The sequence below is a fragment of the Streptomyces sp. NPDC016851 genome, from assembly GCF_055562795.1.
In genome coordinates this window covers 319510-344268 of sequence record NZ_JBVHEP010000005.1, presented here as the reverse complement: position 1 = coordinate 344268, position 24759 = coordinate 319510, and the positions used below count along the sequence as shown (strand labels likewise).

Annotated in this window: 20 protein-coding genes and 1 pseudogene; 7 read left to right on the top strand and 14 right to left on the bottom strand. The window is 69.7% G+C overall.

Translation table 11 applies throughout. The features are described 5' to 3' along the window. Positions 1 to 17 precede the first annotated feature (17 nt). From ACZ3I3_RS11540 to ACZ3I3_RS11530, 3 genes are read right to left on the bottom strand one after another with little or no spacing between them, the layout of a single operon-like run. Positions 18 to 1172, bottom strand: coding sequence for an amidase domain-containing protein (locus ACZ3I3_RS11540; RefSeq protein ID WP_467364272.1), 1155 nt, complete (start codon positions 1170 to 1172; stop codon positions 18 to 20). Positions 1173 to 1229: 57 nt separating this feature from the next. Beyond that, entirely contained in the window at positions 1230 to 2510 is a 1281-nt protein-coding gene (locus tag ACZ3I3_RS11535; protein WP_467364271.1) for a polysaccharide deacetylase family protein, read from the bottom strand. Between the two features lie 55 nt (positions 2511 to 2565). Continuing rightward, entirely contained in the window at positions 2566 to 4722 is a 2157-nt protein-coding gene (locus tag ACZ3I3_RS11530) for a transglycosylase domain-containing protein (RefSeq protein WP_467364292.1), read from the bottom strand. Between the two features lie 247 nt (positions 4723 to 4969). Here ACZ3I3_RS11530 and ACZ3I3_RS11525 point away from each other — a divergent pair, with 247 nt between their 5' ends. Together ACZ3I3_RS11525 and ACZ3I3_RS11520 are read left to right on the top strand one after the other, a co-directional pair. Then, entirely contained in the window at positions 4970 to 5191 is a 222-nt protein-coding gene (locus ACZ3I3_RS11525) for an FmdB family zinc ribbon protein (protein ID WP_467364270.1), read from the top strand. 67 nt (positions 5192 to 5258) lie between these two features. Continuing rightward, positions 5259 to 6026 (top strand): DedA family protein, encoded by a 768-nt coding sequence (locus ACZ3I3_RS11520; RefSeq protein WP_467364269.1) that lies wholly within the window; start codon positions 5259 to 5261, stop codon positions 6024 to 6026. Here ACZ3I3_RS11520 and ACZ3I3_RS11515 read toward each other — a convergent pair. The 3 genes and pseudogenes from ACZ3I3_RS11515 to ACZ3I3_RS11505 form a co-directional block, all read right to left on the bottom strand. Beyond that, the gene (locus tag ACZ3I3_RS11515; protein WP_467364268.1) at positions 5947 to 6756 is read right to left on the bottom strand and encodes an HAD family hydrolase; all 810 of its coding nucleotides are present in this window, start codon (positions 6754 to 6756) and stop codon (positions 5947 to 5949) included. The two genes, ACZ3I3_RS11520 and ACZ3I3_RS11515, sit on opposite strands and share 80 nt — an antisense overlap. Beyond that, positions 6756 to 9364 (bottom strand): annotated as a pseudogene (locus ACZ3I3_RS11510) (phosphoribosyltransferase). The gene ACZ3I3_RS11515 and the pseudogene ACZ3I3_RS11510 overlap by 1 nt, the downstream one beginning before the upstream one ends. Before the next feature lie 63 nt (positions 9365 to 9427). Further along, positions 9428 to 10594 (bottom strand): HpcH/HpaI aldolase/citrate lyase family protein, encoded by a 1167-nt coding sequence (locus ACZ3I3_RS11505; protein WP_467364267.1) that lies wholly within the window; start codon positions 10592 to 10594, stop codon positions 9428 to 9430. Positions 10595 to 10822: 228 nt separating this feature from the next. On the opposite strand from ACZ3I3_RS11505, the gene ACZ3I3_RS11500 reads away from it, so the two are divergent. Then, on the top strand, positions 10823 to 11764 hold the full coding sequence (locus tag ACZ3I3_RS11500; RefSeq protein WP_467364266.1) for a TerD family protein: 942 nt from the start codon (positions 10823 to 10825) through the stop codon (positions 11762 to 11764). A gap of 27 nt (positions 11765 to 11791) precedes the next feature. On the opposite strand, the gene ACZ3I3_RS11495 is transcribed toward ACZ3I3_RS11500, so the two are convergent. The 6 genes from ACZ3I3_RS11495 to ACZ3I3_RS11470 all read right to left on the bottom strand — a co-directional run bounded on the left by ACZ3I3_RS11495 (position 11792) and on the right by ACZ3I3_RS11470 (position 16377). Next, the gene (locus ACZ3I3_RS11495) at positions 11792 to 12529 is read right to left on the bottom strand and encodes a TerD family protein (RefSeq protein ID WP_467364265.1); all 738 of its coding nucleotides are present in this window, start codon (positions 12527 to 12529) and stop codon (positions 11792 to 11794) included. 129 nt (positions 12530 to 12658) lie between these two features. Beyond that, positions 12659 to 13804, bottom strand: coding sequence for a DUF475 domain-containing protein (locus ACZ3I3_RS11490; RefSeq protein WP_467364264.1), 1146 nt, complete (start codon positions 13802 to 13804; stop codon positions 12659 to 12661). A 125-nt stretch (positions 13805 to 13929) separates the two neighbouring features. Next, the gene (locus tag ACZ3I3_RS11485) at positions 13930 to 14505 is read right to left on the bottom strand and encodes a TerD family protein (RefSeq protein WP_467364263.1); all 576 of its coding nucleotides are present in this window, start codon (positions 14503 to 14505) and stop codon (positions 13930 to 13932) included. A 121-nt stretch (positions 14506 to 14626) separates the two neighbouring features. Continuing rightward, positions 14627 to 15202 (bottom strand): calcium homeostasis/redox stress adaptation protein, encoded by a 576-nt coding sequence (locus ACZ3I3_RS11480; RefSeq protein WP_467364262.1) that lies wholly within the window; start codon positions 15200 to 15202, stop codon positions 14627 to 14629. A gap of 147 nt (positions 15203 to 15349) precedes the next feature. Beyond that, positions 15350 to 15808, bottom strand: a complete 459-nt coding sequence (locus ACZ3I3_RS11475) for a peroxiredoxin (protein WP_466346203.1) — start codon at positions 15806 to 15808, stop codon at positions 15350 to 15352. Between the two features lie 131 nt (positions 15809 to 15939). Further along, a complete protein-coding gene (locus tag ACZ3I3_RS11470) occupies positions 15940 to 16377 on the bottom strand; it encodes a DUF3052 domain-containing protein (protein ID WP_010048512.1) in 438 nt (145 codons plus the stop codon). Between the two features lie 446 nt (positions 16378 to 16823). Here ACZ3I3_RS11470 and aceE point away from each other — a divergent pair, with 446 nt between their 5' ends. Both aceE and ACZ3I3_RS11460 read left to right on the top strand, forming a co-directional pair. After that, positions 16824 to 19571 carry a pyruvate dehydrogenase (acetyl-transferring), homodimeric type gene (gene aceE / locus ACZ3I3_RS11465; RefSeq protein WP_467364261.1) on the top strand — a complete coding sequence of 916 codons (2748 nt, stop codon included), beginning with the start codon at positions 16824 to 16826 and terminating at the stop codon, positions 19569 to 19571. Positions 19572 to 19654: 83 nt separating this feature from the next. Further along, positions 19655 to 20389, top strand: coding sequence for a potassium channel family protein (locus ACZ3I3_RS11460; RefSeq protein WP_467364260.1), 735 nt, complete (start codon positions 19655 to 19657; stop codon positions 20387 to 20389). A gap of 154 nt (positions 20390 to 20543) precedes the next feature. Here ACZ3I3_RS11460 and ACZ3I3_RS11455 read toward each other — a convergent pair whose 3' ends face one another. Both ACZ3I3_RS11455 and ACZ3I3_RS11450 read right to left on the bottom strand, forming a co-directional pair. Beyond that, positions 20544 to 20855, bottom strand: coding sequence for a small hydrophobic protein (locus ACZ3I3_RS11455; protein WP_467364259.1), 312 nt, complete (start codon positions 20853 to 20855; stop codon positions 20544 to 20546). Positions 20856 to 21091: 236 nt separating this feature from the next. Further along, on the bottom strand, positions 21092 to 22717 hold the full coding sequence (locus ACZ3I3_RS11450; RefSeq protein WP_467364258.1) for an MFS transporter: 1626 nt from the start codon (positions 22715 to 22717) through the stop codon (positions 21092 to 21094). Between the two features lie 117 nt (positions 22718 to 22834). Here ACZ3I3_RS11450 and ACZ3I3_RS11445 point away from each other — a divergent pair, with 117 nt between their 5' ends. Together ACZ3I3_RS11445 and ACZ3I3_RS11440 are read left to right on the top strand one after the other, a co-directional pair. After that, a complete protein-coding gene (locus tag ACZ3I3_RS11445; RefSeq protein ID WP_467364257.1) occupies positions 22835 to 23467 on the top strand; it encodes a TetR family transcriptional regulator in 633 nt (210 codons plus the stop codon). Positions 23468 to 23540: 73 nt separating this feature from the next. Further along, positions 23541 to 24749, top strand: a complete 1209-nt coding sequence (locus ACZ3I3_RS11440; protein WP_467364256.1) for an alpha/beta hydrolase family protein — start codon at positions 23541 to 23543, stop codon at positions 24747 to 24749. Positions 24750 to 24759 lie beyond the last annotated feature (10 nt).

The following is a 24759-nucleotide window of genomic DNA, read 5'->3' as shown; positions in this document are numbered from 1 at the left end:
CCGGCCCCCGTCCGGACTCAGGTGCGGTAGGCGTAGTAGTACGCGTTCGGATACGACGCGACGAGGCTCGCCACCGACCTGCGGAGGGTGTTGTTCGAGTGGTAGGTCACGTACGGCACACCGCCGCTCCTGTACGTGACGATCATGGTGTGGTCCTTGGACCCGTCCCTGTCGAAGTCGATCTGGAGGACGTCACCGACCTCGAGCTGGAAGACGTTGGCGAGCGGCTTGGTCCGCTGGGAGTTCTGGGCGAACCAGGACCACTCGTTGACGCCGATGAACGAGTGCGACTGGATGTCGGCGTTGCCGAACCACCTGGTGTAGTCGTACACGTAGCCGGGGGCGTGCTTCCAGCCGCCCGCCTTCAGGGACTGGCTGACGAAGTTGGTGCAGTCGCCGCCGGCGCCGCGGCCGCTGAAGTCCGGGTAGTCCTTGTTGTAGGCGTTCCAGTGCTTCTCGGCGTAGGCCGCCATGGCCTTGTAGTCGTACGTCGTGCCGGTCTTCGGGGCGGCGGCCGGGTTGCGGGTGGTCGCCGCGCGCGGGGCGTTCGGCATGGTGTCGGCGGTGGTGGCCGCCTTGACGGGGGCCGGCTTGGAGAGCGTGTTCACCGCGAGACCGCCCTGGTCGGTGTCGCGGATGCCCGTCAGCCGCCAGTCGCCCTGCCGGTCGGCCTTGAAGGTCAGCTCGTGCCGGGCCTGGAATCCGGTGGTCTTCGGCGCGTCGCCCCGGGTCCGGGCGTAGGTCAGGGTCGTGGTCTCGGTGACCTCCGCCTTGGCCGTACGGCCCGTCACCCGTGTGGCGTTCAGGGTGACGGTGGTGCTGGCGTCGCGGTACGTCTCGCCGGCCTTCGCCAGCTTCTCCTTGCGCTGCCCCAGCGCGGACCGGGTGGCGTCCTCGGTGCGGGCCGTGCCGGAGGACAGTGCGACGTCACCGGAGAAGCCGTCGGTCAGCGGCTTGTCCGCGTCGGCCTGCCCACCGTCGACCAGGGCGTGGGTGCGGTCGGTGAAGACGGCGTCCGCCAGCCGCTGGAAGGTGGCCCTGGTCCGCGCGTCCACCGTCGGATCGTCGCTGACCGCCGCGCCCGCGCTCCAGTTGGGCAGCAGGGCGACTCCGGCGACGACCGAGGTCGCCGCGGCGCCGACTATCGTGACGCGCCGCCGCGTCCCGCTCAATTTCCTTGATCTCACTGGTGTTTCCCCTCTTGTTGCGTCTGTTGCTTTCGAGCCCGGTCACTTCACGACCGTCGACCAGTCGGGCGACTGCGCCGGGTCCAGGCCGCGGAGCCGCTGCAGCGTTGCGGGCTTCTGTACGTCGAGCCAGTCGGCCAGTTCCCTGAAGGACACGCACTTGACGTCCTTCTTCGTGCACATGGCCTTGACGACCCGGTCGACGGCCCGCATGTAGATGCCGCCGTTCCAGTCCTCGAAGTGGTTCCCGATGAACAGCGGGGCGCGGCTGCCGTAGTACACGCGGTTGAAGCCGGACATGTAGGAGGCGACGGTTTCCTCTTCCCACTGGGGATAGTTCGCCGGGTCACCCTCGATCTCCCCCTCGGACTGGTTGTAGAGGAAGTTGAAGTCCATCGACAGGCCCTGGTACTTGCCACCCTCGTAAGGGAGCATCTGCAGCGGGAAATCCCATATGCCGTTCTTCTTGCGGGGCCATATCTGGAAGTCGCCCGCGGAGCTGGCGTCGTAGCGCCACTTGTAGTCCTTGGCGGCCTTCAGCAGGTTCTTCTGGCCCTCGAGGCAGGGCGCCCGGCCACCGGTGACCTCCTTCCTGAAGTCGAACGGCAGCGGGTCGACGTCCCGGAAGCCGGTGTTGGTCTTCCACTTCTCGGCGAAGTCGTAGAACTGGTCGATCTCGCTCTTCCACTCCGCGACGCTCCAGTCGCCGCCGCCCTTCTTGCCGCAGAAGTGGCCGTTGAAGTGGGTGCCGATCTCGTTCCCGCCCTGCCAGGCCTTGCCGAGCTCCTCCAGCGTGGTGCGGATGTGCTCGTCGGTGGGGAAGCTGATCGCCGCCGAGCCCTTGGAGTGCTGGGGCGGGGCGTAGAGGTCCTTCTTGCTCTTGGGCAGGAGGTAGATGCCCGTGAGGAAGAAGGTCATGTGGGCGTCGTACTCCTCGGCCAGCTCCCGGTAGTGCGCGAAGAGCCCGTCGTCGCCCTGCAGCGCGCCGTCCCAGGAGAAGACGACGAACTGGGGCGGCTTCTCGCCCGGTTTGAGCGGCACCGGCTTCAACTGGCCTTTCGGAGGACCCGTGTAGGAGGTGGAGCCGTCCCCGAGGACCTTCGTCCTGCCGTCCCACTCGGGTTCCGGGTCCGGCTTCGCGGAGGGCGGCTCCTCGCGGGCCCCGGAGGAGGCGGTGGGGGTGGTGGTGTCCGAGCGGGTCAGGACCAGATAGCCCGCGACCAGGGACGCGACGACGAGGACGGCCGCCAGGGTCAGCATCCCCGGAGGCGCGGTGCGGCGGGGGGCGCGGGGTCGTCGGCGGCGGCCGGAGGGCTGTGTCATGCGCGGCTCATTCTGCGATGGGGGGTGGGGGTACGGGGCGGTGCCGGGCGCGGGCTCAGCCGATGCCGCGGGCACCGGAGAAGATGCGGTACGGGACGCTGTCGTCGGGGGAGCCCGCGATCCCCTTCAACGGCAGGGGTTCGAGGCTCTTGGCGAGGTCGATGCGGTAGGCCACCACGGCGGTCGACACGGAGTCGGCCGTGCCGACGTACCAGGCGGCGGTGTCGTTCTGCGTGGTGCCGGCCTTCCCGGCCACCGTGGCGGTGGCGGCCGCCTGCGGGTGGGCGGTGCGGAAGGCGTCGGTGAGGGCGGACTGGACCGCCTCGGCCACGCTCGCCTTCACCGCACGGCGGGACGCGGGCTTCGACAGCGCGACCTCGGAGCCGTTGCGGGTGATCCGGGCCACCGAGTACGGCTCGACGTGCTTGCCGGCGGCTGCGAACGTGGCGTAGCCGCTCGCCATGCGGATCGCGCTGGGCGTGGCACTGCCCAGGGACATCGCGGGCACCTGCGGGCCGAAGCTGGAGGAGAGCAGGCCTGCCCGCTGGGCGGTGTCCCGCACCGTGTCCAGGCCGGTGTCCATGCCGAGCTGCATGAACGGCGTGTTCACCGACAGGGCGAGCGCCCGGCTCAGGCTGATCCGCCCGTACGACTTCCTGTCGTCGTTGTGGGAGGTGACCTTCTTGCCGCCGCGGTCCCAGTAGGGACCCTCGGGTGTCGTGACGGCGATGCCGTCGTCCCCGTCGTACAGCGTCTGCGGGGTCACCTCGGTCGCGGGGCCCTCACGGGTCTTGTGCACTCCGTTCTCCAGGGCGGCGGCGTAGACGAACGGCAGGAAGGCCGAACCGGCGGGGACGGTGGTGGCGTTCGACTCGTTGTAGCCCTGTTCGCGGTGGTCGGGGCCGCCGTGGAGGGCGAGGATGCGCCCGTCGGTGGCCACCGAGGCGGCGCCGAAGTGCAGGGACTTCGCCTTGGCCGCGTCGTCCTTCCGCGCCTGCTTGCGGGCCTTGTCGACGGCGTCGGTGAGCGCGGTCTCCTGCTTGCGGTCGAAGGTCGTGTAGATCTGGTAGCCGCCGAGGTCGAACTCCCTGGCCGAGAGGTGCGCCGCCTTCCTGGCGTACTGGGCGGCCAGTTCGACGAGATAGTCGCTCTGCTTGCCGGTGTCGTACCCGGGCGTCCGCTTCAGCGGCTCGGGGAACTCCTTGTAGCGGGCCCGCTCGGACTTCGACAGCGCGCCGGTGTCGACCATGCGGTCGAGGATCCAGGACCAGCGCTCCACCGCCCGGGCGTGGTTGGCCTTGCTCAGGCCCGGGTCGTAGAGCCCCGCGCCCTTGAGGAGGGAGGCGAGGAACGCGGCCTCGCCGGCGTCGAGTTCGCCGACGTCCTTGCCATAGTAGGCCTGGGCGGCGCGCTGGATGCCGTAGGTGCCGCGACCGAACCAGCTCGTGTTGAGGTAGCCCTCGAGGATGTCGTCCTTGCTCATCTCGTTGTCGAGCTTGAGGGCGAGCATCGCCTCGGTGAACTTGCGGCCCACCGAGCGGTCCTGGTTGAGGTAGACGTTCTTGACGTACTGCTGGGTGATGGTGGAGCCGCCCTGGGTGTCCCCCTGGCCGACGGTGCGCCACAGGGCGCGGGTGAGGCCGCTGAGGGATATGCCGGGGTCGCTGTAGAAGCTCGCGTTCTCCGCCGCCAGCACCGCGCCCCGGACGTCCTCGGGTATGTCCTTCAGCGGCATGTCCTGCCGCCGCACCCAGCCGGTGCGGGCCATGGGCGTCCCGTCGGACCAGAAGTAGACGTTGTCCTGCTGGGTGGCGTACGAGTTGAGGTTCTGCGGGATGTCGGTGGCGGCGTAGGCGGAGCCCAGGAGGGCGACGGTCAGGCCGGTGAACGTCAGCGCGACGCCGAGCCACTGCCGCCAGGAAGGCACCCAGCGGCGCCAGCCGGTGCGGTCGGCGTGCGGGTAGCGGGGGCGGAGGCGGTGGGCGTGGGACCCGACGCGGGTGACGAGTCGGTTCAGCCCGGGGCCTGCGGCCGGGATCCGGGACAGGAGGGAAGGCCGGGGGGCTCTGCGCCGGTGGCGCGACGTGCCGGGTGCGCTGCCGTCCGGGGCCGTGGCGGAGGACGGGTTCGCGTTGTCGGTGGCGGCCACTTCGACGGTGCGTAAGAGCACGGTCTCGTCCGCGTTCATGGAAGCGGGGACCTTCAACTGCATGGTCTCGTCCGGTTCCCGCCCAGCCTTGTGCACGGCTTGTCTCCCTCCCCCTCACGGTGGTGCGCGCGCGGAAGGGCATGGCTGCCGTGGTCGACGGCAACGAACCCTGTGTCCCCCGCTTTGCGGCTCCTCGTGGCGATCGAAAGCTATCAGCGGCCTTTACATGTCCTCCACACCGGTACGGCAAGAGTGATCAAAAGGAATCCCGAAGGGCGGTATTTCCGCCGACGCGGATTAGTCTGTCCCCATGCCTCGCTACGAGTACCGCTGCCGGACCTGCGGCGACACCTTCGAACTCAGCCGTCCCATGGCCGAGTCCTCCGCCGCCGCGGCCTGCCCCTCGGGTCATGACGACACGGTGAAGCTCCTCTCCACGGTCGCGGTCGGCGGCTCGGCCTCCGCGCCGGCACCGGCACCCCGCTCGGGCGGCGGCGGTGGCGGCTGCTGCGGAGGCGGCTGCTGCGGCTGACGCTTCTCCGCAGCCCTCCTCAGCCTTCCTCAGGAGTCCTTCAGCTTCGGTTCCCTAGCGTGGCGGCATGACAGCCATCGCAGCGGACGCCGGGCCGCAGTGGGTCAACGACCTGATGGACGCGCTGGGCGCGCCGGGCGCCGGTCTCGCCATCGCCCTGGAGAACCTGTTCCCGCCGCTGCCCAGCGAGGTGATCCTGCCGCTCGCCGGATTCGCCGCGTCCAGCGGGCGGATGGGCCTGCTCGCGGTCCTGCTGTGGACGACGGCCGGCTCGGTGATCGGCGCCCTCGCGTTGTACGGCATCGGCGCGCTGCTCGGCCGTGACCGGACGGTGGCGATGGCGGCCCGGCTGCCGTTGGTGAAGGTCTCCGACATCGAACGGACGGAGGCCTGGTTCCTGCGGCACGGCACCAAGGCCGTGTTCTTCGGCCGCATGATCCCGATCTTCCGCAGCCTGATATCCGTCCCGGCGGGTGTCGAACGCATGCGCCTGCCGCTGTTCCTGGGGCTGACCACGCTGGGCAGCGCGATCTGGAACACGGCGTTCGTCCTCGCGGGCTACCTGCTCGGCGCGAACTGGCACCAGGTGACGGACATGGTCTCCACCTACTCGAAGGTGGTCCTGGCGGTGTCTGCCGTGGCGGCGGCGGCGTTCATCGGGGTACGGCTGCTACGACGCCCCAAAGGGGCGCGGGGAACTGCGCGACAAGCCACCGCGACGCCGCACCCGCACGACGACCAGGACACCCGAGCTCTCAGGCGCCCCGCACTGCGCCCAGAAACTCCCGCAGGATCCGCTCCCCCGCAAGCACGCCCCGCTCGGGAAGCGCCCTGATCGCCGGAGCCGTCCAGTCGCTGTCGGCCAGCTCCCCATGCCCCGGGCGCCAGCCCTGGTCGGCCGCGAGAAGCAGGTCGGCGTCGAGCAGGGAGTCACCGGCGGCCAGAGTGAGGTCCGCCCCGGCCCTCCGGGCGACCTCGCGCATCGCCGCGCTCTTCGTGAGCGGCTTGGGCACGGCGTAGATCTTGCGGCCCTGGAGGGACACGGTCCAGCCGCGGTTCTCCGCCCAGACCGCCAGTTCCTTCACCCACTCCTCGTCGAGCAGTTCACGCTCGACGACGAGATAGGCGAAGAGGTCGTCCGCGACGCGGTGCTTGCGCACCCAGACCGGGTCGGCGGCCCTCAGCAGGTGTTCCTGCACCTCGCCCAGCGGCGCGCACTGTTCGGCCAGCCGCGCGGTCACGGTTGCGTGCCAGTCGGGGTCGGACACGCCGTCCACCAGGATGTGGCCGCCGTTCGCGCAGATCGCGTAGGTGGGCGCGGGGCCCGGCAGGTTGATGCGCAGGTACTGCTTGCGCGTACGGGTCGTCGTCGGCACGAACACGGCCGCGTCGCCCAGGTCCGTGAGGAGCTGCGCCGCCGTCTCCGTCATGTACGACAGCGGTCTGCTCTCGTGCACCTCCACGCACAGCAGCCGGGGCGCCCGGGCGTCCGGCATGGTCAGCGCCAGAGCCGCGGCGGAGTAGATCAGGGTGCGATCGAGGTCGCTCGCGACGAGTGCGGGCATCAGACCGTCACCGCCTTGCCGTCGGCGCCGGTCGCGCCCCGGGTGTACTTGGGGTGGATGAGCCCGACGCAGGTGTAGGGCAGGTCGGCCACCTCCTCCACGGGCACGCCGCGTTGCTCGGCCAGCAGGCGTACGTGGTCGAGGTCGCTGCCCGCCCCGGCGCGTGCCAGGACCTTCCAGGGCACGCGGCGCAGCATCACGCGGGTGGTCTCGCCGACGCCGGGCTTGACGAGGTTCACGTCGTGGATGCCGTACTCCTCGCTGATGCGCTCGACGGCGGCCCAGCCCTCCCAGGTGGGCGAGCGGTCGGCGGCGAGCAGTTCCTTGGCCTGGGCGCAGGCGGCGTCCGCGACCTCCGGGAAGCGGGCGGAGACGGCGTCCAGGAAGGCCACCGAGACGTCGGTGCCGGCGAGTTCGCGGTAGAACTTCGCGCCGTGGAAGTCGTGCGGTCCGACCAGGTCCGCGCGCAGGACGGTCCGCGAGATCAGGCCGGACACGGTCGAGTTGAGGCAGGCGGAGGGGATGAGGAAGTCCTCGCGGGTGCCGTACGTCCGTACGCAGGAGCCCGGGTCGGCCAGGACCGCGATCTCGGGGTCGAAGCCGGTGACGCCGTCGGACTTCTCGAACTCCTCCAGGGCCTGGGCGAGTTCGCGGGTGATGGCGCCCTTGCCGGTCCAGCCGTCGACGAAGACGACGTCCCGGGGGTCGTGGTGCCGGGCCAGCCAGCGCAGCGCGTTGGCGTCGATGCCGCGGCCGCGGACGATCGACACGGCGTAGTGCGGCAGGTCGAGGCCGTGCCGGTGCTGGGCCCAGCGGCGCATGAGGATGCCGATCGGAGTGCCCGCGCGGGCGAGCGAGACCAGGACCGGGCGGGGTGACCGCTCGGCCAGGACGGTCTCGGTCACCACGCCGACCGCCTGGGCGATACGGGCCGCCGAGTCCCCCAGCGCGGCGTGGAACAGCTCCTGGTACTGCTCGGTCGGCTGGTACTCCACGGGCAGCGACTCGGCGTAGTGCGCGCCGCCGCTCTGGATCGCCTCCTCGCGCTCCTCGGTCGGCGCCTCCAGCGTCACGTCCGAGAGGTCCTGGAGCAGCCAGCCGACCTCCTCGGGCGCGTACGAGGAGAAGGCGGGGCCGCGGAGGGGCTCGGGCAGCATGGAGGGCCTTTCGGGGGCGTGCGACGGTACGACGGCGAGGAGGACCTCGGGGGTGTGCGCGGCGAGCTGGGCCAGCAGGCCGTCGGGCGCGTGCAGCGGGGGCGTGTCCGCGGCCGAGTCGACGACGGCTATCACGGCGTCGTAGCCGGCACCGGCGACGTTGTAGGCGTACCGCTCGCCCGGGCCGTCGGCGGGGTCGTCGTGGGCGGGGAAGCGCAGGCGGGTGCGTATCGCGTAGCCGGGGTCGTCGACGGCCAGGACGGGCGAGCGCGTGGTGGTGGAGTAGCGCACCTCGGCGTCCGTCGCCCGCTCCAGGCCTTCAGCCAGCCGCAGCGGGGCGTACATCAGCTCCTCGAAGCCGAGGACGAGCACGCGGCGGGCATCGGCGGGCAGGGCGTCCGCCAGGCGGCGGGCCATCGCCGGGAGGGCGTCCTCCAGGCGCTCGCGATGCGCGGGGGTGAACCCGTGCCGGCCGCCGTCCGGCAGGTCGGTGGGCCAGTGCAGGTCCACGCGGGTGACGTGGGGGTCGGTGCCGTTGCCGTCCGGGTGCGGGCCGGGGGGGGGGGGGGGCGGGGGGGGGCGGGGGGGGGGGGGGGGGGGGGGGGGGGGGGGGGGGGGGGGGGGGGGCCCCCCCCCCCCCCCCCCCCCGCCCACGACGCTGCCGCAGACGACCGATCACCTGACGCGGCACTCTCCGACTCGTACCGCGCCACCAACTCCTGCCCCTTCTCCAGCACCCCCTCGGGCAGCCGCACGGTCCCCGAAGCCGCTGCCACGAGATCCACCCGCGCGCCGATCTCCCCGGCGAATTCCGCGAGGCGATCCGCGTCGGCCGCCGACCGCATGTCCACCAGCGCCACCACGACGTACCGCCGCCGCGGATACCGCTCATGAAGATCCCGGACGGTGTTCAGCACCGTGTTCCCCGTGGAGAACTCGTCGTCGACCAGGACCAGCGGCCCGTCGCCGGCGAGCAGCGCGGGGTCCTCCGGCAGGAGCAGGTGCGAGGTCGCGTGCGAGTGGGACTCCTCGAAGCCGCCGGCCGGGGTGAGGCCGGCGACGGGGCGGCGGGTGGAGTGCAGGTAGGGGGCTGCGCCCAGTCCGTCGGCGACGGAGTGGCCGAGTCCCGTCGCGGTCTCCGCGTAGCCGAGGACGACCGCGCGGCGGGCCTCGTCGGTGCCCAGCAGTTCACGCACCCGGCGGCCCAGTTCGAAGCCGTAGCCGTAGACCACGGACGGCGACTGCGGGACGTGCTTGCCGAGTACGTTCGACACCAGCAGGTGGGCCCGCTTGGGGTTGCGGCGCAGTGCCAGCCCGAGCAGGCCGGTCAGCCGGTCGTCGCCGACGAGCTCGACGCCGAGCCGCTCGGCGACCCAGCTGCCCGACCAGACACCGTCGCCGTCGCCGTCGCGCATCTGGTCGCGCACCCCCACGTTCACTGCCTTCTCCATGAATTCCCTGCGTCGATGTCGCCGGTCTCCCCGGCGAGCCTGCGTTCCTCGGATGCCGTGCGTTCAGTCGAGCAGGCCGGCCGCCAGCAGCTCCACGAAGCCGATGTCCTCGTTCGCCACGCCGAAAACCTCGGCGCGCAGCAGGGTCCGCTCGGCCCAGGCCCGATGCGGCTTCACCTCGTTCATCTTGTTCGTGTACGCCGATCTCAGCACACCCCCGCCGCCGCGCTCCGGGCGCAGGATGTCCTGGGCGTCCGAGAACTCCTCGTGGCTGACGACCGACAGGGCGTGCACGGGCAGCACGTGCGAGGGGTGGATGCAGGTCTTGCCCAGCAGTCCGTTGGCCTGGTCCAGGGAGATCTCCCTGAGCAGGCCGTCCATGGCGTGCTCAATCAGCTTCTCGCGCAGTTCCGCGGCCTGCACCTCAAGGAAGGGGCTCTGCCGCAGCTGCGGCTTGAACATGCGCTCCTGGACCCGGAAGTACTCCCACACCGGCCCGGTCACGGTGAAGCCGGTCCCGTCGGCGCGGCCCAGCATGTTCACCACGTCGGCGATCACGGAGGCGACGATCTGCACGTCGTAGGCCGTCATGTCGGGGCCCCTGCGCAGCCCGTACGAGGAGCAGAAGTCCGTCACGCCGAGGCGCAGGGCGAGGACGCGGTCGCGGTACTTGTCGACCGCCCGGAAGATGCCCTCCAGGGTCGCCACGCGCGACTCGCGGTAGAGCAGCTCCGGTGACTCCAGCACCGGCATGGCGAAAAGGCGACGGCCGCCTTCGGCCTCGGCGGTCGCCAGCGCCTCCAGGAAGGGGATGCCGCGTTCCTCGGTGAACTTCGGCAGCACGAATCCGGACAGCAGCCGGACGGCGGGCCCGAGGCGTCGCACCAGGTCCGGTATCTGCTCGGGTGCGCGGACCCGGATGAAGAGCAGCGGCAGGTCCGCGCCCGGGCGGTCGGCAAGGGCCGTGAGCTGGCGGACGACGTTCTCCTCGCCCGGGCCGACCTCCGCGTCGTCGATCGAGTCCTCCAGGCACAGGACCATGGAGACCACGCCGCGACCGGCCTGCTTGAGGATGTCGTCGGCGAGGCGTTCCCGGGTGGCCGGGCTGTAGAGCGTGGCGCCCAGGGCGGCCGAGAGCAGCCAGGCCGGCGAATCCGCGGTGAACGTACACGGCTCGCGGTAGAAGAGACGCTTCCGCACCTCAGGGGCGATGTGCCCGAAATGACGCATTGAACTCCCCCGTGGTGGTGGTGCGACCTGCGAATCGTCGAAAGCTGGCCGGTAATAGTACGTAGAAGTCCATGGCACAGGTTCCCGTCGGGCATGAATTTCAGGTAACGCGGGCAAGCACAGCCGGGCCCGGTCATGACGACGGTAGTCCGCGAGGGCCGTCGGCGCCGCTCGGGGCACCTGGGCCCCGCGTTGTCGTGAGCAGGACCGAGGAGGCAGGATGACCGCATGACGCACGCGATGCTGAAGGGGTCGAACGTCCCGCTGGAAGTCACCACGGTGCGCGCCGTGCTGCGCTGGACACCCGGGCAGGGGGTTCCGGACGTCGACGCCTCCGCGCTGCTCCTCGGCCCCGACGGTCATGTGCGCTCCGACGAGGACTTCGTGTTCTACAACCAGCCCCGGCACCCTTCCGGGAAGGTGTGGCGGCTCGGCAAGAAGCGGGTCACCGAGGGCCTGACCGACACGATCCAGACAGATCTCGCCGGTGTCGAGTCGGGAGTCAGCCGGATTCTGCTGGTCGCTTCGGCGGACGGCGTCACGTTCGACCGCGTACGGGCACTGCGCATTCTGCTGTACGACGCGGCGGGCACCGGCGCGGAGGCTCTGGCGTACTTCGACGTCAAGCCGGAGACGGGCCAGGAGACCGCGCTGATCTGCGGTGAGCTGTACCGGCGCGGGGAGGGCTGGAAGTTCCGGGCGCTGGGCGAGGGCTATTCGAACGGGCTTCAGGGGCTCGCGACCGACTACGGCATCTCCGTGGACGAGTCGGAGGCGATGGAGGAGACGGACGGACAGCCGGCGACCGCCGACCCGGCCCAGTCCACGACCTCCGCCACGACCCAGCAGCCCCCGGCCACGACCCAGCAGCCCGCGACCACGGCCCCGCCCGCCCCCGAGGTGTCCCGGCCGCTGCCGCCGGAGCAGCCGACCGTGGTGCCCCCGCAGCCCGCGTACGGCTACCCGCCCCAGCAGCCCCCGGCGACCCAGCCGGCGTACGGCTACCCGCAGCCCGCCGGTCAGCCCGCCTACGGCTACCCGCAGGCACCGGCGACCGCGGGCGTCACGGGGGCGCAGTCCGGCTACGGCTACCCGGAGCCGGTCGCGGCCGCGGCCCTCGACCCGGACTTCCGCCTGCCCCCGCAGGGCCCGCAGTTCATCGGACGCTAGGCCGGACCAGTCCTTGAGAGGTCCTGCCTAGCGCTCGACCTTCGTCTTGTAGCCCCGGCCCCACTGCAGCCCCCAGCCGTACAACCGGTCCAGCTCGGCCTGGAACCCGTAGACGAACTTCGCCTCGCGGCGCACGATGATCTCGTCCTTGATCTTTTCGATCATGACGACGGCGCAGGAGCGGGCCTGTGGCTGGCGTTCGTCGAGGTGGATCTCGATGCGGGGGCCGTTGCTCGGGTAGAGGGTGACGATGGCGTGGGCGCGGTCGAAGGCGGGTGTCGCGTCGTAGATGTAGACGAAGACCAGGAGCCGCTTGATGCTGTCGCGGTGGTCGAGGTTGATGTACATCGTCTCGCCGGACGCGGAGCCGAAGCGGTCGTCACCGCTGAGCTTGACGTACGGCGCGGCGTTGACGTCGCCGAAGTAGCCGCCGAGGGGCTGGACGACGCCCTTGCTGCCGTCCTGGAGTTCGTACAGACAGCCCAGGTCGAGGTCGACGTTGACCACGCTCTGGCTGTGGCCGATGACCTCGGGCGGTTTGAGGGCCCTGAAGGGGTGCCGCAGCAGGCTCTCGCGCTGCGGGCCGCCGATGTCGGAGGTGCGCATCCGCCAGCTCAGGTTGACCCGGAGATGGCCGGTGGCCGCGCCCTGCTTGGTGAGTGATATCTGCGCGCGCCGCTTGGTCAGTTCGATCGCGTTGGTTGCCGCGTGACCCGAGTCGAACTGCACATCGCGCCCGCGCCGGAGTCCGTCGAACAGGCCCATTCCGCCCCCACGTTCCCTTGGTGACCACGGGTCCTCGACGTACCCGCGGCCCTTGACGACCGACGGGGCGGCCCCGAGGAGTCACCTCGGTGGCCGCCCCGCACAGAGCGTTCCTCACCCGGAGGGGTGTCACACCCCGGACGAGACCTCAGTCTTCTCGTCCGAGCCGGCATTCCCCTCGGCCGCCGCCAGTGCCTTGTTGCGGCGGACGGAGGACCAGAAGGACCAGGCGATCAGGATGACGCCGACCGAGCCGGTGATGAACTCGTTGATCTCGTACCGGATGGTGACGAGCAGGATCATGGCGAGCGCGCCGATCGCGTAGTGCGCGCCGTGCTCCAGGTAGACGTAGTCGTCGAGGGTGCCCTCGCGGACCAGGTAGACCGTGAGCGACCGGACGTACATGGCGCCGATGCCGAGGCCGAGGGCCATCAGGACGATGTCGTTGGTGATGGCGAAGGCGCCGATGACACCGTCGAAGGAGAAGGACGCGTCCAGGACCTCCAGGTAGAGGAACATGAAGAACGCGGCTTTACCGGCAACGACGACCGCGGAGCGCGGCTTGCCGGAGCGGACGGCCTCTTCCTCCTGCTCGTGTTCGCGCTCCTCCTCCTCTTCGAGCTTGTCCTCGAAGTAGCCGGAGAGACCACCGACGATCATGTAGGTGATCAGGCCGCCGATACCGGCGAGCAGAACCGTCTCCGCCTTGTCGACGTGCGTGCCGCCGTGCTGGTGGGCGTGGGTCGCGAAGGTGATCGCCGAGATCAGCAGGATGATCAGCGCGATGCAGACCGACAGCATGTCGACCTTGCCGAGCTTGGCAAGCGGGCGCTCCAGCCACCCGAGCCACTTGATGTCCCGGTCCTCGAAGATGAAGTCGAGGAAGATCATCAGCAGGAACATACCGCCGAACGCGGCGATCGCCGGGTGGGCGTCCGTCACGAGCTGCTGGTACTGGTCCTTGTCGGTGAGCGCGAGGTCGACGGCCTCGATCGGCCCGAGCTGTGCGCTGAGGGCGACGATCACGACGGGGAAGACCAGCCGCATGCCGAACACGGCGATCAGGATGCCGATCGTGAGGAAGATTTTCTGCCAGAAGGCACTCATCTTCTTCAGGATTCCGGCGTTGACCACCGCGTTGTCGAAGGACAGCGAGATCTCGAGGACGGACAGGATCGCTACGAGCCCGAGGGCGGCCCACCCTCCATAGAAGACCGCTGCGACCAGGCCGAGCGCGGTGACCGCGAACGACCACCCGAAGGTTTTCAGAAGCACTGGCTACCCAATCGTGTGTGTACGGGTCTCTCCCGTGCCGTACCCGGCTTTACGAACTTTTGAAGCCGAAGTCTAGTCGGCCACCCTTCGCACCCCACGGGGCCCCGGGTTTTGCTCATATCGCGTTACGTGACGTTGACCCCGAAGTCCAGTGCGATGCCCCGCAGTCCCGACGCGTACCCCTGCCCGACGGCCCTGAACTTCCATTCGCCCTGGTAGCGATAGACCTCGCCGAAGATCATCGCGGTCTCGGTGGAGGCGTCCTCGCTGAGGTCGTAACGGGCGAGTTCCTGGCCGTCCGCCTGGTTCACCACGCGGATGAAGGCATTGCTGACCTGGCCGAAGGTCTGGTTCCGCTCGTCGGCCATGTGGATGGAGACGGGAAACACGATCTTGTCGCACTGGGGCGGCACCTTGGAGAGGTCGATCAGGAGCGACTCGTCGTCGCCGTCGCCCTCACCGGTGAGGTTGTCACCGGTGTGCTCCACGGAACCGTCCGGACTCTTGAGCTGGTTGTAGAACACGAACCACTCGTCCCCGAGCACGCGGCCGCTGCTGCACACCAGCGCGCTGGCGTCGAGGTCGAACGGGGCTCCGGTGGTGGAGCGCGCGTCCCAGCCGAGCCCGATCATCACCTGAGTGAGGTTCGGTGCGGCCTTGGACAGGGAGACGTTGCCCCCTTTGGCGAGCGTGACGCCCATGATGCTGTCCCTCCCCGGGTGGTGTTTCTCAGGTGGTCCTGCACGTCCGGCGCCGCACGTAAACCGTGCGGCGCCGGACAGGAAGACCTGGGGGCCCTGTCGCCAGGGCCCGTCAGATGGCTCAGACGTTCACGCCGAAGTCCTGCGCGATGCCGCGCAGGCCCGAGGCGTAGCCCTGGCCGATGGCGCGGAACTTCCACTCCGCACCGTGCCGGTAGAGCTCACCGAAGACCATGGCGGTCTCGGTGGAGGCGTCCTCGCTGAGGTCGTAGCGGGCGATCTCGGCGCCGCCGGCCTGGTTCACGACGCGGATGAACGCGTTGCGGACCTGGCCGAAGGACTGCTGGCGGGTCTCGGCGTCGTAGATGGAGACCGGGAAGACGATCTTCTCGACGTCGGCCGGGACCGTGGCGAGGTCGATCTTGATCTGCTCGTCGTCTCCCTCGCCCTCACCGGTGAGGTTGTCACCGGTGTGCTCGACGGAGCCGTCGGGGCTCTTGAGGTTGTTGAAGAAGATGAAGTGCGCGTCACTGGCGACCTTGCCGGACGGGTTCAGCAGCAGCGCGCTGGCGTCCAGGTCGAAGTCGGTGCCGGTCGTGGTGCGGATGTCCCACCCCAGACCCACGATGACCGCGGTCAGGCCCGGGGCCTCCTTGGTCAGCGATACGTTGCCGCCCTTGCTGAGGCTGACTCCCACGAGTCCTCCATTGGTGTCCAGGGGCGGGATGCCCCGTTGTGCTCGGATGTCGGATCAACGAGTCGATCCTAGTGACGGGTTCCCGCCCCACGCAGGCCCTGAAGCCGACAATTCAGCGGGTGTCGAGCGCATGACGCCCGACCGGCGTCACAGGGTGTCGAGCGCCTTCACGTAGTCGTTCAGGTCGCGCGCGTCCGGCAGGCCGTTGACGACCGTCCAGCGCACGACGCCCTCCTTGTCGATGACGAAGGTGCCGCGCACGGCGCAGCCCTTGTCCTCGTCGAAGACGCCGTAGGCGCGCGAGACGTTGCCGTGCGGCCAGAAGTCCGACAGCAGCGGGTACTCCAGGCCCTCCTGCTCGGCGAAGACGCGCAGCGTGTGGATGGAGTCGTTGGAGACGGCGAGCAGCTGGGTGTCGCGGTCGGAGAACTGCGGCAGGTTGTCCCGCAGCTCGCACAGCTCACCCGTGCACACGCCGGTGAAGGCGAAGGGGTAGAAGAGCAGCACCACGTTCTGCCGACCGCGGAAGTCGGACAGCTTCACGCTCGCGCCGTGGTTGTCCTTGAGCTCGAAGTCGGGGGCCTTCTCGCCGACCTGGATCGCCATCGTTGTGGGTGTCCCTTCGTGGGGCTTCTCGAATGGGCCCCACCCTACGCAGGGACGGGCGCAGACCGGTGGGCGGGCCGACGATGCCGGCCCGCCCCTCCGAACGGCTGACGTGCGGACGTGCCGTACGGCTAACGCTTCGACTTGGCGGCTTTCGGCGTCGCCAGCCGGCTGCCGCTCCAGTCCTTGCCGACGCTGACGCTCTTGGACGCCGTCAGACCCGCCGTGGTGGCGGCTTCCGAGATGTCGCTCGGCTCCACATAGCCCGAACGGCCGGTCTTCGGCGTGAGGAGCAGGATCGCACCGCCCTCTTCGATGTACGTGGTGGCATCGACCAGCGCATCCGTCAGGTCGCCGTCGTCGTCACGGAACCACAGCACAACGGCGTCGGCCACGTCGTCGTAGTCCTCGTCCACCAGGTCGCCCTCGACGATGCCCTCGATGGCCTCGCGGAGTTCCTGGTCCACGTCGTCGTCGTAGCCGATCTCCTGGACCACCTGCCCGGGCTGGAACCCCAGCCTGGCGGCAGGGTTCGTCCGCTCCTCCGCGTGGTCCGCGGTCGCGCTCACGGGTTGCCTCCTGATCATTTCTTGGGATGTCGGAACCCCCTGCTCCTGTGAGCTCGGGGGAATCTCAGCCACGCGCGTGCGCGAAGCATTGGCCGTAGTCCACACGGGCGGGGCGGATCGCGCAAGTACCCGGCCGTTCAGACCGCCGAAACGGTGACGATCCTGGCGGTGTCACCGCAACTCCAGGCACACCATCATGGTCCGAGGTGACGCACACCACACCTTTCTGCCCTGTTTGGGCGTTTGGGAATCGTCCGGGGGTACGAGACTCGAAGGTATTCACCCCATACGTCACGGAGCCGGTCCCACGCCCGGGTTACCGCTGAGTAGAGATGACGTTTGCGGCCCCGAGGTGGACCATGGGAGCGGCGCGGCCCAAGCGACAACGCCCGGCGACGACAGCGAAACAGCGGCCCTCGCAGGCCCTCTGACAGGTAAGGAACAGCGTGGCTTCCGCATCCGATCGCAACCCGATCATCATTGGCGGCCTTCCGAGTCAGGTTCCTGACTTCGATCCCGAAGAGACGCAGGAGTGGCTCGACTCCCTCGACGCCGCCGTCGACGAGCGCGGCCGTGAGCGCGCCCGCTATCTGATGCTGCGGCTGATCGAGCGGGCCCGCGAGAAGCGCGTGGCCGTGCCGGAGATGCGCAGCACGGACTACGTCAACACCATCCCCACCAAGAGCGAGCCGTTCTTCCCGGGCAACGAGGAGATCGAGCGGAAGATCCTCAACGCGACCCGCTGGAACGCGGCGGTGATGGTCTCCCGGGCCCAGCGCCCCGGCATCGGCGTCGGCGGCCACATCGCCACGTTCGCGTCCTCCGCCTCCCTCTACGACGTCGGCTTCAACCACTTCTTCCGCGGCAAGGACGAGGGCGACGGCGGCGACCAGGTCTTCTTCCAGGGCCACGCCTCGCCGGGCATCTACGCCCGCGCCTTCCTGCTGGACCGGCTCAGCGAGCAGCACCTCGACGGCTTCCGCCAGGAGAAGTCGAAGGCGCCGCACGCGCTGTCGTCGTACCCGCACCCGCGGTCGATGCCGGACTTCTGGGAGTTCCCGACGGTGTCGATGGGGCTCGGCCCGATCGGCGCGATCTACCAGGCGCGCATGAACCGCTACATGGAGGCGCGCGGCATCGCCGACACCTCCAAGTCGCACGTCTGGGCGTTCCTCGGCGACGGCGAGATGGACGAGCCGGAGTCGCTGGGCCAGCTGTCCATCGCCGCCCGCGAGGGCCTGGACAACCTCACCTTCGTGGTCAACTGCAACCTCCAGCGCCTCGACGGGCCGGTGCGCGGCAACGGCAAGATCATCCAGGAGCTGGAGTCGATCTTCCGCGGCGCCGGCTGGAACGTGATCAAGCTGGTCTGGGACCGCACCTGGGACCCGCTGCTCGCCCAGGACCGCGACGGCGTGCTGGTCAACAAGATGAACACCACGCCGGACGGGCAGTTCCAGACGTACGCCACGGAGACCGGCGCGTACATCCGCGACCACTTCTTCGGTGACGACCACCGCCTGCGCGCGATGGTCGAGGGCATGACCGACGACCAGATCCTGCACCTGGGGCGCGGCGGTCACGACCACCGGAAGATCTTCGCGGCATACAAGGCGGCCGTGGAGCACAAGGGCCAGCCGACGGTGATCCTCGCCAAGACGATCAAGGGCTGGACGCTGGGCCCGAACTTCGAGGGCCGCAACGCCACGCACCAGATGAAGAAGCTGACGGTCGACGACCTGAAGCGCTTCCGCGACCGGCTGCACCTGCCGATCCCGGACAAGGAGCTGGAGTCCGGCGTGCCGCCGTACTACCACCCGGGCCCGGAGTCGGAGGAACTCCAGTACATGCACGACCGCCGCAGGTCGCTCGGCGGTTACGTCCCCACGCGCGTCGTACGCTCCAAGCCGCTGCCGCTGCCCGAGGACAAGACGTACGCGACGGTGAAGAAGGGCTCGGGCCAGCAGTCCATCGCGACGACGATGGCGTTCGTCCGGCTCCTCAAGGACCTCATGCGGGACAAGGAGATCGGCAAGCGGTTCGTGCTGATCGCGCCGGACGAGTACCGCACGTTCGGCATGGACTCGTTCTTCCCGAGCGCGAAGATCTACAACCCGCTCGGCCAGCAGTACGAGTCGGTCGACCGTGACCTGCTGCTCGCCTACAAGGAAGCGCCGAACGGCCAGATGCTGCACGACGGCATCTCGGAGGCGGGCTGCACGGCGTCCCTGATCGCCGCCGGCTCGGCCTACGCGACCCACGGCGAGCCACTGATCCCGGTCTACGTCTTCTACTCGATGTTCGGCTTCCAGCGCACCGGCGACCAGTTCTGGCAGATGGCCGACCAGCTGGCCCGCGGCTTCGTCCTGGGCGCGACCGCCGGCCGTACGACCCTGACCGGTGAGGGCCTCCAGCACGCCGACGGCCACTCGCAGCTGCTGGCCTCCACGAACCCCGGCTGCGTGGCGTACGACCCGGCGTTCGGCTTCGAGATCGCGCACATCGTCAAGGACGGCCTGCGCCGGATGTACGGCAGCTCCGAGGAGCACCCGCACGGCGAGGACGTCTTCTACTACCTGACCGTCTACAACGAGCCGATCCAGCACCCGGCCGAGCCCGAGAACGTGGACGTGGACGGCATCCTCAAGGGCGTGTACCGCTTCAGCGAGGGCACGGGCGGCTCGATCCCGGCGCAGATCATGGCGTCGGGTGTCTCGGTGCCGTGGGCGGTCGAGGCGCAGAAGATCCTCGCGGAGGACTGGAACGTCAAGGCCGACGTCTGGTCGGCGACCTCCTGGAACGAGCTGCGGCGCGAGGCAGTGGCCTGTGAGGAGCACAACCTGCTGCACCCCGAGGAGGAGCAGCGGGTGCCGTACGTGACGCGGAAGCTGGCCGACGCGCAGGGGCCGGTCGTGGCCGTGTCCGACTGGATGCGAGCGGTTCCGGACCAGATCGCGCGCTGGGTGCCGCAGACGTACCAGTCGCTCGGTGCGGACGGCTTCGGCTTCGCCGACACGCGGGGCGCGGCCCGCCGCTTCTTCCACATCGACGCGCAGTCGATCGTGGTGGCGGTGCTGACCGAGCTGGCCCGTGAGGGCAAGGTCGACCGGTCGGTGCTCAAGCAGGCCATCGACCGGTACCAGCTGCTCGACGTGTCGGCGGCCGACCCGGGGGCCGCGGGCGGCGACGCGTAAGACGTCAGGCCCTGTCAAGGGGTGGTGAGCCTCACGGGTACACCGTGGGCACACCACCCCTTCACCTTTTCTACGATTCGGCCATGCAGCAGCAATCGGCCCGACTCCGTTGGGAACAGCACACGCAGCGGCCCCTCTTCGGCCTGGCCCTGGCCTTCGCCGTCGCCTACGCCGTGCCGATCGTCCGTCCCGACGCGAGCCGGGACGTGGTGGACGTGTGCACGGCCGTCGAGTGGGTGGTGTGGGGCGCGTTCGCGCTCGACTACGTCATACGGCTCGTGCTCGCCGAGCAGCGGCTGGTGTTCGTCCGAACGCACTGGCTCGACCTGGGCGCGGTGTTGCTGCCGATGCTTCAGCCGCTGCGGCTGCTGCGGCTGGTGTCGACGCTGCTGCTGGTCGGGCAGCGGGCGCGGATGGCCTCGCAGATAAAGCTCACGACGTATGTCGTCGGTGCGGTGGTCGGGCTGCTGATGTTCGGGTCGCTGGCGGTGCTGTCGGTGGAGCGGGGCTCGCCGGACGGGAACATCCGGACGCTGGGTGATGCGGTGTGGTGGTCGTTCACGACGATGACCACCGTGGGGTACGGGGATCACGCGCCGACGACCGGGCTGGGGCGGATGCTCGCGGTGGGGCTGATGCTGTCCGGGATCGCCCTGCTGGGTGTGGTGACGGCGAACATCGCGGCGTGGTTCATCGCGCGGTTCGAGAAGGACGACGTGGAGGAGCGGCGGCAGACGGAGGCGATACGGGAGCTGACGGAGGAGGTTCGGGCGTTGCGGGGGGAAGTGGCGGCGTTGAAGGGGACGTCCGTCGAGTAGTGCGCGGGGTTCGTGCTGAGGGCGGGTGGGTGCGCAGCCCGGCGGAGCGGGGTGCCGCTGCGCCCACCCGTGCCGCCCCTAGCGGCACGACTGCCCGCAGCTAGAGGTGGGCCCCCGGCCTGACGGCCAGGGGCCCTTCCCTCACTTCCCCGGGTCAGAACAGCATGCCGTTGCCCGGGGTTGTCGCTCCTGCCAGCCAGAGGATGGCCAGGAGCGTGTCAATAGCGCCCAATACCAGGGCGACCACGGCCGTGGCCGGGCGGGAGCCCGCCCACGTGCGGCCCATGGCGAGCCAGCCGCAGACGATCGCCACGGGGCCGAGGATGATCCCCAGCACGAAGAATCCGGCGACCGCGCAGATGACTCCGATGATTCCGAGCGTCGCGCGATCCGGCCCGGTCCGTGACCACGTCCGGCCACGTGAGCGGGGGTGCCTGCGCGTACCGTGTCCGAAGCTCGCCATCATCAACTCCCGTAAACCCTCAGTCGGTTGGGGTTCTGTTCGGGTTACGACATGGCGAGTACCCCCGATGCGGGCCTCAATCCCGCTGCTTGCGCGCTGCCCCCCTCCGGCAGCGCGCCGCAGCGTCCGTCCTCCATGCCCTGCGGAGGACTTGACCCACTGTGACCTGCGATGCCCGCCGGAGGGGAGGGGTCGGCGGTCTTGTTCACCCTGATAGGCGAACACCCGGAATTCGACCGTCAGATGTGCGCGGCGCCCGCGCCGGCGCCCGCGTTCTCACCGCGCTTGGTGAGGAACGCCACCAGCACCGCCACCACGGCGACGCCGCAGGCGACGAGGGATGCCGCGCTCATGCCGGAGATGAACGTGTCGTGCGCGACGCCCGTGATCTTCGCGGCGATCGCGTCCGGCGTGCCCGGCGCCACCGGCGGGACACCGACCTGGACGGCCTCGGACGCCTGGTGCTCCTGCTCCGGGGTGAGCGGCGGGAGCCCCGCCTTCGTCCAGTTGCCCGTGAGATCGCTGTTGACCTTGGAGGCCATCACGGCGCCGAGCACGGCCGTACCGAGGCTGCCGCCGATCTGCATGGCGGCCTGCTGGAGACCGCCCGCGACGCCCGACAGCTCCATCGGGGCGTTGCCGACGATGACTTCGGTCGCGCCGACCATGACCGGGGCGAGGCCGAGGCCGAGCAGGGCGAACCAGAGCGACATGATGCCGCTGCCGGTGTCCGTCTCCAGCGTCGACATCCCGTACATGGCGATCGCGGTGAGTGCCATACCGCCCGCCAGCGGGACGCGGGGGCCGAACTTGGTGATCATCGCGCCGGCGAGCGGCGAGCCGACGATCATCATGCCGGTGAGCGGCAGCAGATGCAGACCCGCGTCGACCGGCCCCATGCCGTGCACGTTCTGGAGGTAGAACGTCACGAAGAACAGGCCACCCATGAAGGCGATGGCCATCAGGACCATCAGCACGACACCCGCGGACAGCGCCACGGAGCGGAACAGCGCGAGCGGGATCAGCGGCTCCTTCACCTTCGTCTCCCAGAAGCCGAACAGCGCGAAGCCCAGCACGGAGGCGCCGAGGAACGCCAGCGTCTTGGCGTCGCCCCAGCCCCACTCGGACGGCGGAGCCTTGATGAGCGCCCACACCAGGCAGAACACGGAGGTCGACAGCAGGGCGATGCCCAGGATGTCGAAGGAGCGCGGGGCGTTCTCGGCGCGGTGGTCGAGGAGGATCCAGACGCCGAGGACGACGGCGAGGACACCGACCGGCACGTTGATGAAGAACACCGACTGCCAGTTGACGTGCTCGACGAGCACGCCGCCGAGGATCGGGCCGCCGGCGGTGGACGCGCCGATGACCATGCCCCAGATGCCGATCGCCATGTTCAGCTTCTCGGCCGGGAAGGTGGCCCGCAGCAGGCCGAGCGCGGCCGGCATCAGCAGCGCGCCGAAGAGGCCCTGGAGAACGCGGAAGGTGACGACCAGCGCGATGCTGTCGGACAGACCGATGGCCCCCGAGGCGGCCGCGAAGCCGACGACACCGATGAGGAAGGTCTGCCGGTGACCGAAGCGGTCGCCGAGCTTGCCCGCGGTGATCAGCGAGACCGCGAGGGCGAGGAAGTATCCGTTGGTGATCCACTGGACCTGGGCGAAGCTGGCGCCCAGGTCCTTCTGTATCGCGGGGTTGGCTATGGCCACGATGGTGCCGTCGAGGGCCACCATCATGACCCCCACTGCGACGGTGATGAGGGTGAGCCAGGGGTGCCCTCGCAGCCCCTTGCCCGGCGTCGCGTCCGACGGCGTCGCCGGTGCCTTGCCCCCCGACCCCGTCGTGTCGATGGTGGTCTGACTAGTCATGCTTCGAGGCTAATGACAGCCACTGACAATTGACAAACCAATTCACAAGCCGGTAACTGACATGACACCTTCCATATAACCTGAACTGGGCAAACACCGAAAGAGAGAGGCACCTCTTTGAACCTGCGCGAACGCAAGAAACGGCGCACCCGGGACGCGCTGCTGCGAGCCGCCCTGGAACTGTTCGCCACGCGCGGGTACGAGGAGACGACCGTCGACGACATCGCCGCCGCCGTCGACGTCTCACAGCGCACCTTCTTCCGCTACTTCGCGGGCAAGGAGGAGACGGCGTTCTACGTGCCGCGGCTCGCGGAGACCCAGGTCGTCGAGGCCGTACGGGCCCGCCCGCCGGGCGAGGCGCCGCTGGAGGCGCTGCGCCGGGCCGTGCTGGAGAGCTGGGACACGATCAACGAGATCATCGAGGAGATCGTGCCGGTCGAGCTCCACCTGCGCGTCTACCGGGTGATCGAGTCCACGCCCGCACTGCTCGCCGCCCATCTGCGGCGGTCGGCGGAACTGGAGGAGGAGCTCGCGCGCATCATCGCCGAGCGCGAGGGGCTCGACGTGGACACGGATCCGCGGCCCCGCATCATCGTGGCCCTCTTCGGCGGAGTGATTCGCGTCACCGAGCGACTGTGGTCCGCGGGGGACGACCTCACCCTGGAAGGAATGCGCCAACTCACCGCCGCCTACCTCGATCAGGTGGGTCCGGCCCTGGCCGGGAACTGGCGTACAGAGCAGTCCCCTTAGCACATCCCCCGAAACGTGATCCCGGTCACTTGGTTAACGCGAGACCCTCTCGTTCTCCTAGTGTGTCCTTTCAGTGACTTCCTTCGACACCACCCCGCAGCTGAACGTCTGGCGCGCACTGCTCGCTCTGGCCGTCGTGTTCGTGATGCTGGCGACCACCGGCTGGACCGCTCTGCGCAACCAGCGGGGCGACACGCCGCTCCAGGCCTCGCTCTCCGCCTGGGAGCACGGCCGGATCGGCGGCTACCGGCTGCCGGACCCGCAGTCCCAGCCGACGAAGCTGGCCCGCTTCTTCTCCTCGCTCACCGAGCGGGACCGCGCGAGCCTGGTCCGCAAGTACCCGCTCGCGATCGGCAACATGAACGGCGCCCCGGTCGAACTGCGCTACCGCGCCAATCGCGTCGCGCTCGGCCAGGCACGCGAGGTCGAGCGGGAGCGCATGCACGACAGCCGTCTCACCCCGTCCGGGAAACATGAGGCGCGCCGCCGGATGCACCGCTTCGAAGACCTCATGGAGAAGGGCCGCCACATCCTCGCCTTCGACCCCGAGGGTTCGGGACGGGTGGCGGAGGTCTTCGGCGACCTGCGCGAGGCGGAGCGGGTCTCGGTCGTCGTGCCCGGCGTGGACACCAACCTGCTCACCTTCCAGCGCACGCAGCGCAAGTACGCGGCGCCCGTCGGCATGGCCGAGTCCCTGTACGCGGCCGAGCGGACGGCGAGCCCCTCGACCCGTACGGCCGTGATCGCCTGGGCCGACTACACGGCACCCAGCGGACTCGGTATCGACTCGGCCACGGCGATGCGCGCCGAGGAGGGCGCCGTACGGCTGAACGCGCTGGTGCGGGCGCTGCCGGGCGGCTCGCCGGTGTCGCTGTTCTGCCACAGCTACGGCTCCGTGGTGTGCGGGGTCGCCGCGCACTCGTTGCCGGGCCGGGTGTCCGACATCGCGGTGGCCGGCAGCCCCGGCATGCGCGCGCAGAAGGCCGCCCAGCTGCACACCACGGCCCGGGTGTGGGCGATGCGGGACGCCGACGACTGGATCCAGGACGTGCCCTACCTGGAGTTCGGCGGGCTCGGCCACGGGGCCGATCCGGTGTCCACCGGGTTCGGTGCGCGGGTGCTGTCGGCGCAGGGCGCGAAGGGTCACGCCGGCTACTTCGAGCCGGGTACGGCAAGTCTGATGAATTTCGCAGAGATCGGCGTTGGCGCATACCGCTCGGTGCACTGCGCGCACGAAGACGGCGTCTGCCGGACCGGTTTGTCCGGCACGGCCGCGGCCTGACGCGCGTAGA